General features: G+C 56.1%; 14 protein-coding genes. 1 reads left to right on the forward strand and 13 read right to left on the reverse strand.

Features of this window, described 5'->3' with window-relative positions; genetic code table 11:
- Window positions 1-14: 14 nt before the first annotated feature.
- The 3 genes from B5D61_RS18315 to B5D61_RS18325 all read right to left on the reverse strand — a co-directional run bounded on the left by B5D61_RS18315 (window position 15) and on the right by B5D61_RS18325 (window position 1,708).
- Complete coding sequence (locus B5D61_RS18315) at window positions 15-494, reverse strand: hypothetical protein (RefSeq protein WP_078814879.1); 480 nt, start codon at window positions 492-494, stop codon at window positions 15-17.
- Between the two features lie 71 nt (window positions 495-565).
- Window positions 566-1,051 carry a GNAT family N-acetyltransferase gene (locus B5D61_RS18320; RefSeq protein WP_078814880.1) on the reverse strand — a complete coding sequence of 162 codons (486 nt, stop codon included), beginning with the start codon at window positions 1,049-1,051 and terminating at the stop codon, window positions 566-568.
- A 6-nt stretch (window positions 1,052-1,057) separates the two neighbouring features.
- Entirely contained in the window at window positions 1,058-1,708 is a 651-nt protein-coding gene (locus B5D61_RS18325) for a TIGR02594 family protein (protein ID WP_078814881.1), read from the reverse strand.
- A 94-nt stretch (window positions 1,709-1,802) separates the two neighbouring features.
- Between B5D61_RS18325 and B5D61_RS18330 the strand changes: the two genes are divergently transcribed.
- Window positions 1,803-2,588: a carbon-nitrogen family hydrolase gene (locus tag B5D61_RS18330; protein WP_078814882.1), complete on the forward strand. Its 786-nt coding sequence runs from the start codon at window positions 1,803-1,805 to the stop codon at window positions 2,586-2,588.
- A 315-nt stretch (window positions 2,589-2,903) separates the two neighbouring features.
- Here the strand turns inward: B5D61_RS18330 and B5D61_RS18340 are convergent, their stop codons facing one another.
- From B5D61_RS18340 to B5D61_RS18385, 10 genes are all read right to left on the reverse strand, one after another.
- Window positions 2,904-5,441, reverse strand: a complete 2,538-nt coding sequence (locus B5D61_RS18340; RefSeq protein WP_078814884.1) for a secretin N-terminal domain-containing protein — start codon at window positions 5,439-5,441, stop codon at window positions 2,904-2,906.
- 21 nt (window positions 5,442-5,462) lie between these two features.
- Window positions 5,463-6,203 (reverse strand): hypothetical protein, encoded by a 741-nt coding sequence (locus B5D61_RS18345; protein ID WP_139373352.1) that lies wholly within the window; start codon window positions 6,201-6,203, stop codon window positions 5,463-5,465.
- 133 nt (window positions 6,204-6,336) lie between these two features.
- Window positions 6,337-6,861, reverse strand: a complete 525-nt coding sequence (locus B5D61_RS18350; RefSeq protein ID WP_078814886.1) for a hypothetical protein — start codon at window positions 6,859-6,861, stop codon at window positions 6,337-6,339.
- A complete protein-coding gene (locus B5D61_RS18355) occupies window positions 6,858-8,138 on the reverse strand; it encodes a hypothetical protein (RefSeq protein WP_078814887.1) in 1,281 nt (426 codons plus the stop codon). The genes B5D61_RS18350 and B5D61_RS18355 overlap by 4 nt, the downstream gene beginning before the upstream one ends.
- A gap of 123 nt (window positions 8,139-8,261) precedes the next feature.
- Window positions 8,262-8,894, reverse strand: a complete 633-nt coding sequence (locus tag B5D61_RS18360; RefSeq protein WP_078814888.1) for a flagellar basal body-associated FliL family protein — start codon at window positions 8,892-8,894, stop codon at window positions 8,262-8,264.
- Between the two features lie 60 nt (window positions 8,895-8,954).
- Window positions 8,955-10,547 (reverse strand): Rne/Rng family ribonuclease, encoded by a 1,593-nt coding sequence (locus B5D61_RS18365; protein ID WP_078814889.1) that lies wholly within the window; start codon window positions 10,545-10,547, stop codon window positions 8,955-8,957.
- Window positions 10,548-10,583: 36 nt separating this feature from the next.
- A complete protein-coding gene (mrdA, locus tag B5D61_RS18370; protein WP_078814890.1) occupies window positions 10,584-12,851 on the reverse strand; it encodes a penicillin-binding protein 2 in 2,268 nt (755 codons plus the stop codon).
- Window positions 12,841-13,458 carry a hypothetical protein gene (locus B5D61_RS26420; protein ID WP_078814891.1) on the reverse strand — a complete coding sequence of 206 codons (618 nt, stop codon included), beginning with the start codon at window positions 13,456-13,458 and terminating at the stop codon, window positions 12,841-12,843. Before B5D61_RS26420 ends, mrdA begins: the two co-directional genes overlap by 11 nt.
- A 130-nt stretch (window positions 13,459-13,588) precedes the next feature.
- The gene (mreC, locus tag B5D61_RS18380; protein WP_078814892.1) at window positions 13,589-14,431 is read right to left on the reverse strand and encodes a rod shape-determining protein MreC; all 843 of its coding nucleotides are present in this window, start codon (window positions 14,429-14,431) and stop codon (window positions 13,589-13,591) included.
- Window positions 14,432-14,516: 85 nt separating this feature from the next.
- Window positions 14,517-15,548, reverse strand: a complete 1,032-nt coding sequence (locus B5D61_RS18385; RefSeq protein ID WP_078814893.1) for a rod shape-determining protein — start codon at window positions 15,546-15,548, stop codon at window positions 14,517-14,519.
- Between the last annotated feature and the right edge of the window lie 53 nt (window positions 15,549-15,601).

Consider the following 15,601-nt stretch of genomic DNA (forward strand, 5'->3'; position numbering starts at 1 on the left):
AATTTCCCCCAGCCTCACTGCGGCCCACGCAGATATTCGGTCACCCGATTGTTACGGAAGGTCACACTAGCGGCCTTATAAGGAATGTAAGTGACACTGGTGCCGTAACCTCCCCAGTAGGGATCCCAGGCCCCATAGTAGCCAAAACCACGCCCATAACGGCCGTAGCCTCCCCAGCCTCCACCCCAACCCCAGTTATCGGTGTAAACAGGCTGTGAGCCGAGATAGGTCCACTTCTCCGTCTTCACCCCTTTTTGGCTGCCAGCGGCCACGTTGTCAGGGCGGCCCCAAGCCAGGAAAACACCTTCCTTCGAGAGCCCCTCTCGAATGCGACCTTGATTAATCAGCACCTTATCGCTGTCAGAGAGCTTACTGTAGATCTCCGGGTTGCTGGAGATGCGCCGCTCGATCGGAGAGGCGCAGCTCATAAGGCCAACAGCACCGACGAGGGCAAGCAGCGCACGGCCTAGGTTAAAAAGAGTTTTTGTGTTCATAACAAATCAAGATACGTCACCCGATTCCAGACTGAGTGCATTTGCGCTTTGTTCAATCAAGCGACGAGCGGTCACAATTTCATCGCGAAATGCACCTGTCGGCCGATTTCTTCAAATCCACAGCTCGGGTAGAGATTCTGACCGATCACGTTGGACGCCATGGTTTCAATCTTCGCCACCTTCAGATTTTGATCCCGAAAGTAATCCAGGGCGTGATGAATGAGACGGCGTCCCAAGCCTAACCCGCGGGCAGCCTCCACCACGGCCAAATTGGGGATGCGGCCAATGGAATTGACCTGATCCACACGAGTGGTGATGTAACCGAGGATCTGCCCGGCACGCTCCGCCACGAAACAGCCCTCCGGGTTCACCTTGCAATCATCGTCGATGTTATCAGCCTTGCGGGCTTTCCAATCCCGCCCATTCCAGACGCCAAGGCGATCCTCCAGCATCTGATCCAGGGCCACTGCCCCAAAAGAATCCACCGTGATCTGGCGCAGCGTTTCCAGATCCTCGTGACGGTAATGACGAATGGCGACAGGTTGCTCGGAGATCATGCGGTTTTAAAAAGGCCAGCGATAGGGTGAGTTATGAATCAGTTTATTGCGAGGATACGCGCTGATTCGCACTTGGTTTGCGGAGTTCCCACTCAGCAGCCAGACATTCGTGGCATCCATCGCATGCAGAAAGCCGATGTGACCGCTGCTGGCCTGATCGGTCGTTAGAGGTTGGAGGATACACACTGCACCGTAAGTCGCTGCCACAGGCCTGCCCCATCCCCACCAGTCCGACACACGGCCGCTGCGCTGCCCCGGATAACCCGACTTCCACAGGCACCAGTAGGTGAAGGCCGCGCACCAGGCCGTTTCATCTTTGAGCAAATTGCCACTGATGCCCACGCTACGCAGATACTCCAGAATGCGTGGATTATCCTGATCTCCAGGCCACTCCTGCACGCCCTGCTCCATGATGCCAATCTGCATCCATGGCGGCGGTGCATTGAAGCTGACCGGCTGTGCTACAGGAGCTTCCATCGGCTGTCCGGTGACAACACCGCTAACAGTCAATACCTGCCCAGGAAATAGCACCTTGCAGTTATCTGTGCCGTATTCACACAGACCCGGATTCAGCTTCTGAAACTGGGACAGCGTCATCCCAAACTTCCGTGCGATCTTACTCGGGTTATCTCCTGGCTGAACGATATATTGGGCCATAGGCAAAGGTTTAGGGGAAGTTTGTGTCCATGCCAAGGCGAATGCGCTGATGCAAATGAGCTTACCTCATGCAGATTCTCATTCTTGATCCACCATGAATATCCACGCCGTTCAGCTTGATCCTGTCTGGGAAAACAAAACCGCGAACTTTGATCGGGTGCGTCGCCTGCTCGAGGCGACTCCCCCTAAACCTGGATCAGTCATCGTTCTCCCTGAGATGTTTGCCACGGGGTTCAGTTGCCAGCTCGACGTCACTCGCGAAGCGTCGGGCGGAGAAACCGAGCGCTTCCTGCATGAGTTGGCTTGTGACTGGGACTGCGCTGTCATCGGAGGTTTAGTGACCTCAGCTCCCGATGGACGCGGGTTCAATCAAGCCTTAGCCCTCACCCCCAACGGCCATGAACTGGCGCGCTATACGAAGATCCATCCCTTCAGCTTAGGCGGTGAAAGCGAAGTCCACACGCCAGGGGAACAGGTCCGTGTTTTCGAATGGCAAGGAATCAAAATCTCTCCGCTGATCTGCTACGACCTGCGTTTCCCCGAACTCGCCCGCGCGGCCTTAGCCCAAGGAGCCGAGTTCCTCATCTACATCGCCGCCTGGCCTGCGCGGCGTATTCAGCATTGGCTGACCTTGCTCCAAGCCCGGGCTATCGAAAACCAAGCTTACGTACTGGGCGTGAACCGCTGCGGTCAAGAGCCCCAATCCACCTACTGCGGCCGCAGCGCCTTGGTGGACCCCCATGGGGTCATCGTCGCCGATGCCTCGGATGGAGAGAGGATTTTAACGTGCACCATCAGCCCTCAAACCGTCCGGAATTGGCGGCAGGATTTTCCCGCCGTGAATGATTATTTTGCAGGAAGCGGGAAGTCTATCCCTTAATGTTAGGGCATCCGTAAGCCTCAACTGAGATGCTCCACATGATTCTCGAATATTTGATCCTCATGTTCGCCCTTGGAGGTCTGCTGTCTCTCTTCGCGATGCTGCTTGGAAACATTTGGGGTGCTGGGCGCATTTTTAACCTCTTACTTCAGTCAAGAAAGCCCACGGATACTGAACTCAAGAGCGTTCAGCGTTTTCGCACCGTCGCATCCCTATCATTCTTAACTTGCTTCATTCTCCTGATCATCTGTGCTTCTCTTCGCTCACGTTGATTGAAGAGAAGATCAAACAAGCTGTTGACGTGAGTAACGCCGATTAATTCTCTTCCAGTGCCATGGGAAAGTCATCCTCAGAAGGCTTATCGCGGCCGAAGAGCTTTTTGAACAAAGAACGAATGCGCCCTTCTTTGACGACTGGCAAATAAGCTTTTTTAGCCTCTTCGGCACTAAGACGTTTCTCGTGATTCATAAAATCCATCGATTGACGCCCGAAGGAGCTATTACCCACGCCAGCCTCGGCATTCGGTGGCAGATCATATTTGTCCGCCACGATGCGAGGTTCAATGAAAATGAGCAGCTCACGTCGATCATCCTGAGTGGAAGTGGAACCTGTCAGGTATTTGAGAATCGGAATGTCGGACAAAATAGGCACATTCACATGCCCTTTGTTCTTTGACTCTCGTATAAGCCCTCCCAGTAATACAGTAGAACCATTGCGGCACATCACCACCGTATTCAGAAGCTGCTTAGTAAGCACCGGATAATCGTTACCAGCAATATTGGCTTCTTCGTCCGGCACGGATTCGCTGTTCTCCTGGGAGATTTGGAGCGTCAATTCATCCGAAGAATTGATGAGAGGGACAATGTTAAGGGTCAGTCCCACATCTTGATACTGCACATTGGAGAGCAGACCGTTGTTCGATCCACTACCCACAAAACCTTGGGTAGAAGTGGCGATCGGGAAAGACTGACCACTACTGATTACCGCAGGGGTGTTGTTCATGGTGAAAACGGAAGGGCGTGAAATCACCTTAAAATTTCTGTTCGAGTTGGCAGCACTGATCACGACATCAAGTCCGTTACTGAGTCCACCATAGAGAGTAAAGCCTTGCTGAGCTGCTAAGTTGGCAAGTGAAACAGCTCCGCGCGGATCCAGGGGGGCGACCGAATTGCCAAGTTGGCTGGCGACGCCACTCGACCCGCCATTGCGGAACAGCCACTCCACGCCCAGTGAATCACTGCGCCCTAACTGGATTTCACCGATGACGGCAGAGATCAAGATCTGCTGAGGACGGCGATCCAATTCATCCAAAATCTCGTTGAGAACACGCAAATGCTCTGGCGGCCCAGAGGCGAACAAGGAGTTTGCAGTGGGATCACTGATGAGGAGGGTTTTACCCACCACGATGGATCGCGGGCCATTGTTCACACGCAAAGGCTGAAGATTTCCACCACCACCGCCTCCGCCAAATCCGCCACCGCCTCCAAAACTGCTACCGGAACCGCCCAAACCACTGCTACCATTGCCAGTGAGGCTATTGCTACCGAAGCCGCTACTGCTACTGTTATTGTTCCCAAACAAGCCTCCACTGCTGTTCGATGAGGAGGAGTTGTTCCGATTGTTCGAGCTACTGTTAGGCTGGCCCAGACTATTCACACCGCTGCTGGCAGAGCCTGAATCCTCACCTTCGGTCCGGGAAATCGCATCACTGATGATGCCGAGGGCCGCCTCCACGTCCAAGTAATTCAGGGTGCGGGAAACGAAAGTGCGCAGCTCTGAGGCGGAGTCGAGCTCCTCCACCAGAGTGGAGATGTAGTCGGCGGTCTCCGGCATCGCCACAACTAACAAACGATTGGTGCGTGGGATCGCGAGAATCTTGGGCTTCACTTCGGCCGAGGTGCCGGCATCTGCGGAAAGATTCGGATTGATCGGGGCAGTGGCTGCCGGGATGGCACCTGGGGCCTGGCCTGCGGGCGTGATGGTAGGCCGTGGTGAGCTGCCGCTGCCTTCTTTTTCTTCAAGACCGAGGATTTCATCCAAGGCTTTTTTCACATCTTCCGCATCCGAACGCACCAGCTGGATGCGCTTGGTCACCGTGGCCCCGGGTTTCACGTCCAGACGATCTAGCAACGAAAGGATGGACCGGATGGTGCCGCTGTTTTCCACGATCACCAATGCCTTGGAATTGGGCACCGGGGTGATGGAACCATAACTGTGGCGAGGAATGACCTGATCAATCGCCTTCACCGCATCATCAGGATTCAGATACTTCAAAATCGCCACAAAACTGACCACCTGCTCCGTCTCGGGAAGATCCGAAGCTGACTCATACAGAGGGGCTCCTTCCGTCGGTGGCTTTTTGCCCTCGCCGAGGATCTTCACCATCCCCTCCCCTGCGGGCACGAAGGAATAACCGTTCAGCAAGAGACTCTTCTCAATGAACATGATGGCCCGGTCCTTGGGCAACTCACCCGTGGTTTCGATGGAGACCGTCACCTGCTCAATGGCGGCATCACGGATGATTTTCAGGCCGGTCAAATCTTCATACACCAGCAGGATTTGAGAGAGCGGGGTGTTTGGAAACTGGAGTTCGACACCACCATCGGGTTTGATCGCATCTTCAGGTCGAATGGCCGTGCGTTCCTCCCCTGCAGCAGCCTGTCCCTGACCGCTCACCCCTGGTCGAGGCGATGTCGGTGCTCCAGGGCGGGGCCGAGTGAAGGATGGATTACCCCCAGGAGGCACGGCATTCGGATTCGCAGGGCGAGTCTGCGGTGGGATCTGGGACCAAGCCGTGGGAATCAGACCAGCCAAGCAGGTGACCAGGAAAAAGCGGCGGAGAAAAACGATCATGTCAAAAAAAGCTGGCGGAACTTACTGCTGGGCTGGCGGCGGGGTGACAGGAGCGGGGATCAACTGCCGACGGCGAGAAATGGTGGGTGGGGCGGCGGTAGGAGGCTGGCCCACAGGACCTGGTGTGATGTTGGGACGATTCACCGCCGCAGGTGTATTGGCGGCTCCTGGCATACCTGCATTCGGGACGGCTCCAGGAGGAGTCGCATTGACGGGCTGTCCAGGGCGCCCTGCGGCATTTGGAGTCCCGGGTTGTCCAGTCGGTGCTTTGAAGGTATTGGCCACCGTCACCGGCTTGGAACTCAGGTTATCGTCATACTTGAGTGTCGCCGTTTCACTGCCCCGGGCGATGTCCACAGAAGCTTCGTTGCGATTGCGGTTAAAGTTAGCCTTCACGATGCGGAACTCATCCTCGGGCTTCGCATCACTGGTGACACGCTTAAATTCACCCGTCTGTTTGTTTTGCAAACTGACCGTGACCTTTCCAGTCGTGCTGCGATACATCCCGGCCAGAGCCCAGTCCGCGCTCCAGTCCACCTTAGGACCGGCAATGACAACGGTCTTGCGGAGAAACGGATTGCTCTTCCAGGTCGCTTCATAACGGTTATCCCCATAGGCCTGAGGGATGGTCGCTTCTTCACCAGGCACGGTCTCCGTGATCGCCGGTGCTGGAGCCTCAGGTGCCACATCTTCACCGTCTTGAGCCTGAAGACTCCAAGCCAAGCCGCCAACCAAACCGTATGTTAGAATCAGTCTCTTCATGAACGCCGTGATCTTGGGTTAATTTTAGTTAGGCCATGAGGAATGGCCCAACTCACTGCACTACTGACAGTCCATGCCGGAACTCTGTTGAGAAGCGCCGCGTTCTGAGATTGAAAAAATAAAAGGTGAGCATTCATGACGGTGGCAGGCGGAACCATTTTTGAATGTTCATTTTCACGACCACCTGACTGGTATCCTCTTCGTTAGGCACCATCGTCAGGATGGGGATACTGATGTAAGCGTCCGGTTTCTGGAGATCGTGCAGCCAGCGGTTCATGGCTTCCCAGTCTCCGCGTGCCTCGATGGTGAAGGAGGAGGAAATCAAACCGGCACGCTCGGCAGGTTCGATCGGCTGGATCTGCGGCAGCTTGATATCATGAGAGGTGGCGGAAGACTCAATCTGCTCCAGAAAGCTGGTATCGATCTCACCCCGACGGGTAAACTCAGGCTGCGTCTCCGTGAGCCAAGAGGAACGCTGCTGCCAGAAATCTTTCTGGGCGAGCAAATCATCCGCCTCCATCCGGCGAGTCTGCACCTCGATGGAACGCGCATCCACACGCTGCTTCCAGGATTTCAATTTGGTGAGGCCGATGAAGGCTCCGCCAAGGACAATCACGGCCCCCAGGCCCAGTGCGAGACGTTGTTCACTGGCGGTCATAGCTGGGTGATCTCGGTGTTTTCTTCGGCTCCCCCGATGGGGCGGCCTTCTGCACGGAAGGTGGCACGGCCATCTGGGAGGCTGGTCGGTTGTGGGAACTCCCACGTCCAACGCTTGAAGGCTTCTGCGGAAGTCAGTTTTTCGCGAAAATCAATGCCGTGTCCCAGGCTGGAAGCCTCCCCATCAATCACGATGCCGTCTTCCCTCACCTCAAAGCGGGTGATGCGGATGTTTTCATTGGGCAAGAGTAAGACCAACTGATGCAGGCTCTCCACCGGATACAGGTCGGGGGTGATGGCGAACTTCATGTCCTCCCACGCCGACTGCGCGTCACGAATACTCGCCAAGTCTGGTTCGAGGGCATCCAACTGCACGGCCTCTTGCGCAAGTGAATGCTCGCGAATCGCCACACGAACAGCAAAGGCACTCAAGGCCGCCACCAAAACGAACACGAAGGCTAGAGCCCCCATCATGACCATCCGACGTTGCTGCCGCTCCTGACGCTGCTGCACCACGGTCGCCGGAATCAAGCGTGACGGATGGTTAGGCACGACAGGCATCTGTTCCTGGCGCAGATACACCGGTAGATCCAGGGCCTGGGCAAAGTCTTCGGAGATATGCTCCTGCCGCGCTACTTCCACAGCAGCTTCACCCGAAGCGTCGTCCGCCTTTAAAGCGCTGCTGACCACAGCCAGCGATTGCACATTCGGAGACAGACCACCTAACTCTAAGGATGCCAAAATGCAGCGAATCTCCGCTGCGGCATCGGCATCGAGCACACGTGCTGCGAGAGCCTGACAGTGCAAGGGGGCACCCGTATCATGCGGGATGGCCAGAACTAAGGTCTGAGCCTCACGCCAGATCAAGGCCTCCCCGGGTTCCAGATGCTGAAATGCGACTGAAGGAGCAAACTGAGCGTCCTTACCATCCTCCAAAACATCCCCTGGCAGTGGTGACACCTGGATGAAGCTGGCCGCACGTTGATCCCGCTCGTCTTGGCCGAGCCTCCAGATATCAAAATTGTGTGTCTCCCCGATCTCAGCGCTGAACCCGGCAGCCTCCAATTCAAGCTGGGCCATGCCTTCCTGGCGTGCGGTGTCCACTCCCTGAAAACGCATGGGCACAGAAACCAAATTGCGTGCCGGCAAGGCGATCCATGTCACTCCACGGCGGGAGTAATGCTCAGGCTCCGGTTGAATCACTTGCCCGCCTTTAAGACGCCATGCACGGAAGCCCTCCTCGCGAGGGATGAGCATGAGTTCGTCAGGGTTTTTCATGGGGGACTAAAAAGGGAAGCCGTAAGGATATCAAATAGCGATGCAGAGTGCAAGGCATGAAGGGAGACAGCACTGTCACGAAGACAGTTCAATCTTTCGCCCCCAAACGGCTTGCGCTTGAAATCACTGCTCCTGAAGAGTCTTTAACTCATCCGAAGCCCACTTATCCCAAGCTGTGAAGTCCGTGCCAAAATCATCTCCCGCGAGAATGGTCAGCACATTCCGCACTTCCTCATTTTGAGGATGTTTGGGATTTTTCAGAATGTTCATGAACAGAGGTAATTGAAGCGCCCGATCACGATTCATGAGATCTGAAAACAGCACCTCGATCACATCCGGGTTCATTTTATCATCCACCAAGAAACCCGCGATCAGGCCGTAATCTTCGTCACCGGTGAGATTCACGAGGTGGCGGCTGGCATTCACTTGGGCTTCACCATTCAGCTTTTTCACCAATTCATGAAGATCACGCGCCATCTGAGGGATCTCTTTGTCCGAGCGCAAAATCTCATCGATGAGCACATCCCCTTCCTCAGCCGTGGTGAGCTGTGTGGCCGGAGGCATGTTAGCAAGATCGGTCGCCTTAGGAGCCAAAGGCTGAACTTCGCTCTTCTTCGGCTCAGCAACTTTTTCTACCGCGGGTGGCGGAGCGGTCTCATTGCCAAACTGCCAGCCATAATAAAGAGCTGCGATTAAGACAATGGCAGCGCCAATGAAGATGATCTTTGTCTTATTGGAAGGAGGAGCAGAAGGCATACGGTATAGCTGACAAGCGAAGGCTCAGGGTCTGTTCAAAAATCGAGAAGGCGTGAGGGATCAATTACGAATCTCTTCACCTGTGGCCGCGTTGGCCAGTTTCATCTCTTCACGATGCAGGGAGGGATCACTGCGGAAAGTCAGGCGAGCACTGTATTTGCGCTCCAGATCCACCAGCAGTTCACCATCCTCACTCTTCAGGCGCTGCATCACCTCTGGGTGGACGACCACGAGCAGGCTCTTCTGCTCATCCTTGCCGCGTCCCAGGATAGCGCTGAGACGACGCTGCAGTTCCACACTCATGGTCATGGTGGTCTTCACCTGGCCATGGCCTTTGCAATACGGGCAGGGCTCATACAGAGCGCTGCTGAGGCTCTCATGCAGACGCTGACGCGTCATCTCCATGAGACCAAACTGACTGATCGGCAGCACCTGAGTTTTAGCCTTGTCGCGCTTCAGATGCTCCAGCATGGCTTTATAAACAGCCTGCTGGTCCTTACGATGCTTCATATCGATGAAGTCCACCACGATGAGGCCGCCCATGTTCCGCAAGCGGAGCTGACGGGCCACTTCCTGAGCTGCCTCCAGGTTGGTATCCAAAAGCAGTTTTTCCTGATCCTTCGCGCCTTTGTTACGGCCCGTGTTCACGTCGATGGACACTAGGGCTTCCGTCTGGTCGATGACGATGTAACCGCCGCAAGGCAACCAAACTTGCCGATAGAAGGCGTTGTCGATCTGCTTCTGAATGCCGTAGTGCTCAAACAGTGCGGTCTGACCTTGATACAGGTTGATGCGGCTCTTCGCGCGACGGGAAATCAGCGCGGCCATCTTCTGCATGCGCTCGACGGTGCCCGGATCATCGCAGGCCACTTCATCAATCTCCTCCGTGAGGAAATCACGCACGGTGCGCTCGATCAACTCCGGCTCTTGGAAGCAACAAACGGGTGCCTTCTGACCATCGCGCTTGGCAACGATTTCATTCCACTGCTCGATGAGCAAGCTGAGATCTCGAATGATGTGACGAGCACGTTTGCCCGAGGCTTCGGTGCGCATGATAAGGCCCATCCCCTCAGGCAGATTGACCTTCTCAATGATCTTACGGAGGCGAGCACGTTCTTTGGGGTCTTCCACCTTGCGGGAAATACCGAACTGATCGTTCTGCGGCATGAGCACCAGCAGACGTCCGGCGAGGGAAATATTGGTCGTCACGCGTGGGCCTTTATTGCCGATCGGCCCTTTCGTGACCTGCACCATGATCTCCGACCCCACAGGGTAAAGTTCGGGGATGTCTTTGGCGTCGATCCGCTTACGCTTCTTCTGCTGGCCGCCACGAGTGACCTCCTCCATGCCTTGATTGGAAAGGGCCTCTGGAATGGCATCCCAGAAGTGTAGAAACGCATTTTTATCCAAGCCGATGTCGATGAACATGGCTTTCAGACCTTGCTCAATGTTTTTGACGCGGCCTTTAAAGATCGACCCCACGATGGTGCTCGTGCCGACACGCTCAATGGTGTATTCCTCCAGCACGCCATTATCCAGAAGCGCCACGCGGTTTTCCAGCTTCTCGCAATTGATGACGAGACGGGTGCCGCTCTTAAGGTCCTTCTTTCCAGTGATGAATTCTTTGATTCGCTTCACGATTCCAAGAGGCATAAAAAATAGTCAGGGTTGGTTAAAAAGATAAACGGGCTACTGCCGAAAGAGCCGACGGAAAAAACCGCCCCCGTTGGAGGGAGGAGACGTCGAGTCGGAGTTGCCTCCACGGTTAAACAGCGGAGCTCTGCGGACAGGCTCTGCTTTTGGCACCGCACGGTTGGAGTTCACACCTTCCGAGCCCTCACGATCCGCATTCTTGCGGATGTTCGGTGTGTTTTGTGGGCTCGGTGCTTCGTCAGTAGATTCATGCTGGGGCTCGCTGGTCCCCGTATCGCCATCCTCATCCGCAGCTGCCACGACAGGCAGGGCCAGATCCGAGTAGGTGACGGCTTCGATCGGATTGAAATTACCCTCCACCTCACCCAGAGGCTCTGGGGTGACTTGATAGCCGTTGTCCAGCGCCAGGGCTTGCTCCAGGACACGGTGAGCCACCGGTGCGGCACAGCCACCGCCGGACTTTCCTCCCTGCACGAGGATGCAGATGGCGAACTTGGGATTGACGTAGGGCGCGAAGGTAATGAACAAGGTATGGTTATCTACCACACGCACCCCCTTTTCGTTACGCCGCCAGTTTTGAGCGGTGCCGGTTTTTCCAGCGACCTCTACCCCAGGGATGCGGGCTCCCTTGGCGGTGCCGCCGGCGTCATTGACCACCTTCCACATGCCTTTGCGCACCAGCTCCAGGGACTTCGGATCGAAAAATTGGCTCAGGTCGGTGCGCAGGGTGGGTTTGTTTTCCATCACCAGCTCATCGTGATCCATCACCCGGTTCAACAGGTGGGGAATGTAGGACCTGCCCGAAGCCACAGCCGCCGAGACTGAGGCCATCTGTAAGGGCGAGGCCAGGACGCTGCCCTGCCCGATGGAGGTGTTAGCCGTATGACCATTACTCCAGCGATCCCGGGGGCTGGTCATGCGTAGCCAAGCCGGATTGGGCAAAATACCACCTTCATCTTCTTCCAACTCGATGCCCGTGCGTTCACCGAGCCCGAGCATCTTACCCACCTTGGTGATGTTATCGATCCCCGCCGCATTGCCATACTGGTAGAAGTAGCAATTGCAGGAGCGCATGAGAGCGTCACTCAAGCCCAGGGAGCCGTGAGAGCCACCGCTCTGACGTTGAATCCAGCACTGCATGGCCTTGCTGCCGTAGGTGACGCTGCCTGCGCAGTTGAAATTACGATTCTGAATACCGGCCAAGCACCCGGCCAAAGCGATAGGCACCTTGTAAGTGGAGCCCGGCACGAAGGTGCGGGTGGCACGGTTCATCAGCGGCACCGTCTTGTTAGACAGCAGCATGTCATAGTCTGCCTGAGAGATGCTCGGGATGAAGCGATTCGGGTCATAACTCGGCACTGAGGCCATGGCCAGCACCTCTCCGGTCTGAGGCTGAATCACCACGACCGAGCCACGTCCCACTTTACCATCCCGCAAAGCTTTCTCGGCAATGTATTGGATGCGGGCATCCAGGGTGAGATACACGTCATTGCCTTTGCGCGGGGCTTCGTAGCTGACCTCTCCCACCAAGCGACCACGCTCATTCACCTGCATGGTGCGCACCCCGGGCTTGCCCCGCAGATGCTTATCGAAACTTTTCTCTACCCCCGCGCCACCGTAGTCATCTGGCATGTAGTAGTCCCAGCCTTTACGCTCCTCCACCGACACACGTTGATCATCTGGAAGGCGGACATACCCCATGATGTGACACGCCATGGCTCCATAAGGATACACACGGCTGCCGCGCTCCGCCACCGTCACTCCGGGTAAGCCGAGATTGTGCTCCGCAAAGCGGCTGAACTCGGCAAAGTTCAAACTGTCGCGATAGACCCACGGAATCACACCGCCAAAGCTGCGATAGTGCACACGCAGTGCGTCCGCATTGTAAGGCACTGCCAGCCCCATCTCATCCAAGCGGGAGATGATCAGCTCCTGAAACATGCGCACGATGTCCGGCTCCTCTTTTTTACGAGGCAGACCACGATCCATGTATTCGAAAGGCACCACTGGGATATCGACCTTCTTCTGACGGCATTGCCGTGCGTATTCCTCGAAGACTTCCCGCAAATTCACCTGCACCTCAAAGGAGGCTTTGTTGGTGGCCAGCACGATCCCATTGCGATCCTTAATCTCACCGCGAACACCCGGGATACGAGCGAGCTGGCGCTTAGCCTCCGGCACTTTGTTCACGAACTCTAACTGCCGCACAATCTGCAGCGACCAGAGCCGATACACGAGCAACCCAAACCCGCACAGCATGGCGAGGGTCATCAGGTAGAGACGAAAGCGATATTTAACGACCATCGAATGAATACCTCAGTCCTTCATATTTGATTTCGTAACGCGACAGCCCGGCTAGCATGTAGAGGAGAAGGAAAATCAACGGAGATGCCAGCATGGCCAGGAGGGTATCTGTGACCATCTTGGTCCAGACTCCCGTTGGAAAATAAAGGCTGCCACGCAAAAAAGTCATGATCATGTATTCGCTGAACAGCCAAGCGAAGGTGGTGAACCCCACCAACAGGACCGGCAGTTCCAGCCGTCCACGACGGAAAAGAGGCCGCACCCCCTGGAGGAAAGTGCCCAGCAACCCGAAAAGCAAAATGGACAGCCCGAAACCAAACCCGCCGGCCACCATGTCCAGCTCAGGCATGATCCCATTTCCCAGAAATGAATTCGTCACATGCTTCGCCGGCTCAAACACCCCCGGGACGTAGCGGGCATCCCAGAGGAAGCCTGTGACGAACGCCAGCATCAACATGACCGGAAAAGGCACCGCCACGGAAGCAGCAAAGAAAAACACCGGCGGCAGAAACAGCGTGGCATACTGAGCCATCGGGATCCCCGGAATGAACTCCTGCACCACGAAGGTGATCAGCAGCAGCAGGAAAGTGACGGGATAGAAAACCATGGTCTTACGAAACGGCGGCCAAAGTCATGTTTTGTCCAGCGAGTGAGCAGAGACTAACCAAATGCATCCCAAAGACCCCTGATGCATCATAGGTTCGCACATCTTTCATCGCCGGGATCATGTGGATACACTATTTGTTGGGCGCAACAGGTTGAGCCGCTTCTTCGGCCGTCGGTTGCATTTCCACGACGAAAACATGCTCCAGCAGGGAGAAGTCCACTGCGGGCTCCACGACCGCCTCACCTGAGAGATCGCGGTTAACAAAACGCTTCACACGGCCAACGAGCAGACCGGCAGGAAACAGCCCGCCTTCCCCCGTGGAGATCACATTGGCACCGGGATTGATAAACACGTTCTTGTTCAGAAAGCGCAAATGCAAATCCGGACGCAGGTCCAGCCCAGCACGCTCCCCAGAAAGAATGCCCTGTTCCAAGGTGCCCTCGATACGAGCCGACACACGGCAGGTCTCATCCGTGAGCAAAATGACCTCCGCCATATGCGGGGCTAGTTTGCCAGTCTTACCGATCAACCCAGCAGCGCTGATCACCGGACTATCCGTCGCCAAACCGTCCAGCGACCCTTTGTCAATGATCATGCTGTTCCACCAGGTGGAGGAGACACGCTTGATCACACGTGCTGCTGTGAGCTTAAAAGGAGCAGCTTGTTTGAACTCAAGAAGGTCCCGCAGCTTACGATTTTCCTCCAGTGTCTGCGCGTGCTTCTGCGAAATGATGCGCAGCCGGTCCACCTCAATCTGGAGCCGATCCGTTTCGCGCTTCAGCTCGCGTGGATCATCTGGGGAGGCAATCGCCCCGCTGACACTTTGCTCCACCGCCGCACTGGAGTGGATGAATGGAGCGAGCACCGTCATCGTCCGGCTCTGGATGTCCCTCGTCACAGGCGTATCCATCGTGAAGACGGATACGACCGCCGCGATGAACAGCAGCAGTGCCAGGATATTGAGCTTTTTCATGGTTCAGCCTTTGATCTTACTCCGCCTCATTCCTTCAGCCTCGCTGTGAACGGAGCAGGATGGGGTTCCATCGATGGCAGTTCCCTTACACGTCCGTGGTGCTGACCTTGCGCAGGAATTCCAGCTCGCTCAGCACGCGGCCTGTGCCTTCGCCCACGGCACTGAGAGGGTCCTCAGCCACATGCACGGGGAGGGCCGTCTCTTCCTGGAGCAGTTTATCCAGCCCCCGCAGCAGGGCACCGCCACCGGCGAGCATGATACCTCGGTCCACGAGGTCGGCAGAAAGTTCAGGTGGGCAGCGCTCCAGAGTGGTGCGCACGGCGTCGATGATGGCATTCAGCGGCTCCAGCATGGCCTCACGGACCTCTTGGCTGGTGATGGTGATCGTTTTTGGCAGACCGGCCACCATGTCGCGCCCTTTCACTTCCATCGTCGTTTCCTTACCCAGCGGGAAAGCAGAACCGATGCGCAGCTTGATCTCCTCAGACGTGCGCTCCCCGATCATGAGGTTATAGGCACGCTTCATGTAGTTGATGATGGCCTCATCCAGCTCATCCCCAGCCACGCGGACGCTGCGGCTGTAAACGATACCGCTGAGAGAAATGATGGCCACCTCAGTGGTGCCACCACCGATGTCCACGATCATGTTCCCAGCAGCCTCCTGCACGGGCAGACCGACGCCAATCGCAGCGGCCATGGGTTCCTCGATCAGATAAACCTCACGGGCACCTGCCTGCTCGGCACTCTCTTTCACGGCACGCTTTTCCACCTCGGTGATCCCCGAGGGCACCGCGATGACCACACGTGGGCCACGCATCTTACGACCGCCGCCTTGGACCTTCTTGATAAAGTGACGCAGCATGGCCTCAGTCACGCGGAAGTCGGCGATCACACCGTCCTTCAAGGGGCGGATGGCGGTGATGCCACCCGGCGTTCTCCCGAGCATGCGCTTGGCGTCATCCCCCACGGCGACCACCTCATTGGAGCCGGATTTTACCGCCACCACGGACGGCTCTCGGAGCACGATGCCATGATCTTTGACGTAAACGAGAGTATTTGCTGTTCCGAGGTCGATTCCGATGTCGTTGGCGACAAAGCCGAAAAGTTTGCCTAGCATGATGAAGCTGAAAATGTTGAGATTGAGAAAATTGTAGCAGCGGACCCTGTGGG

It is taken from the genome of Prosthecobacter debontii (assembly GCF_900167535.1).
GTDB classification, from domain to species: domain Bacteria; phylum Verrucomicrobiota; class Verrucomicrobiia; order Verrucomicrobiales; family Verrucomicrobiaceae; genus Prosthecobacter; species Prosthecobacter debontii.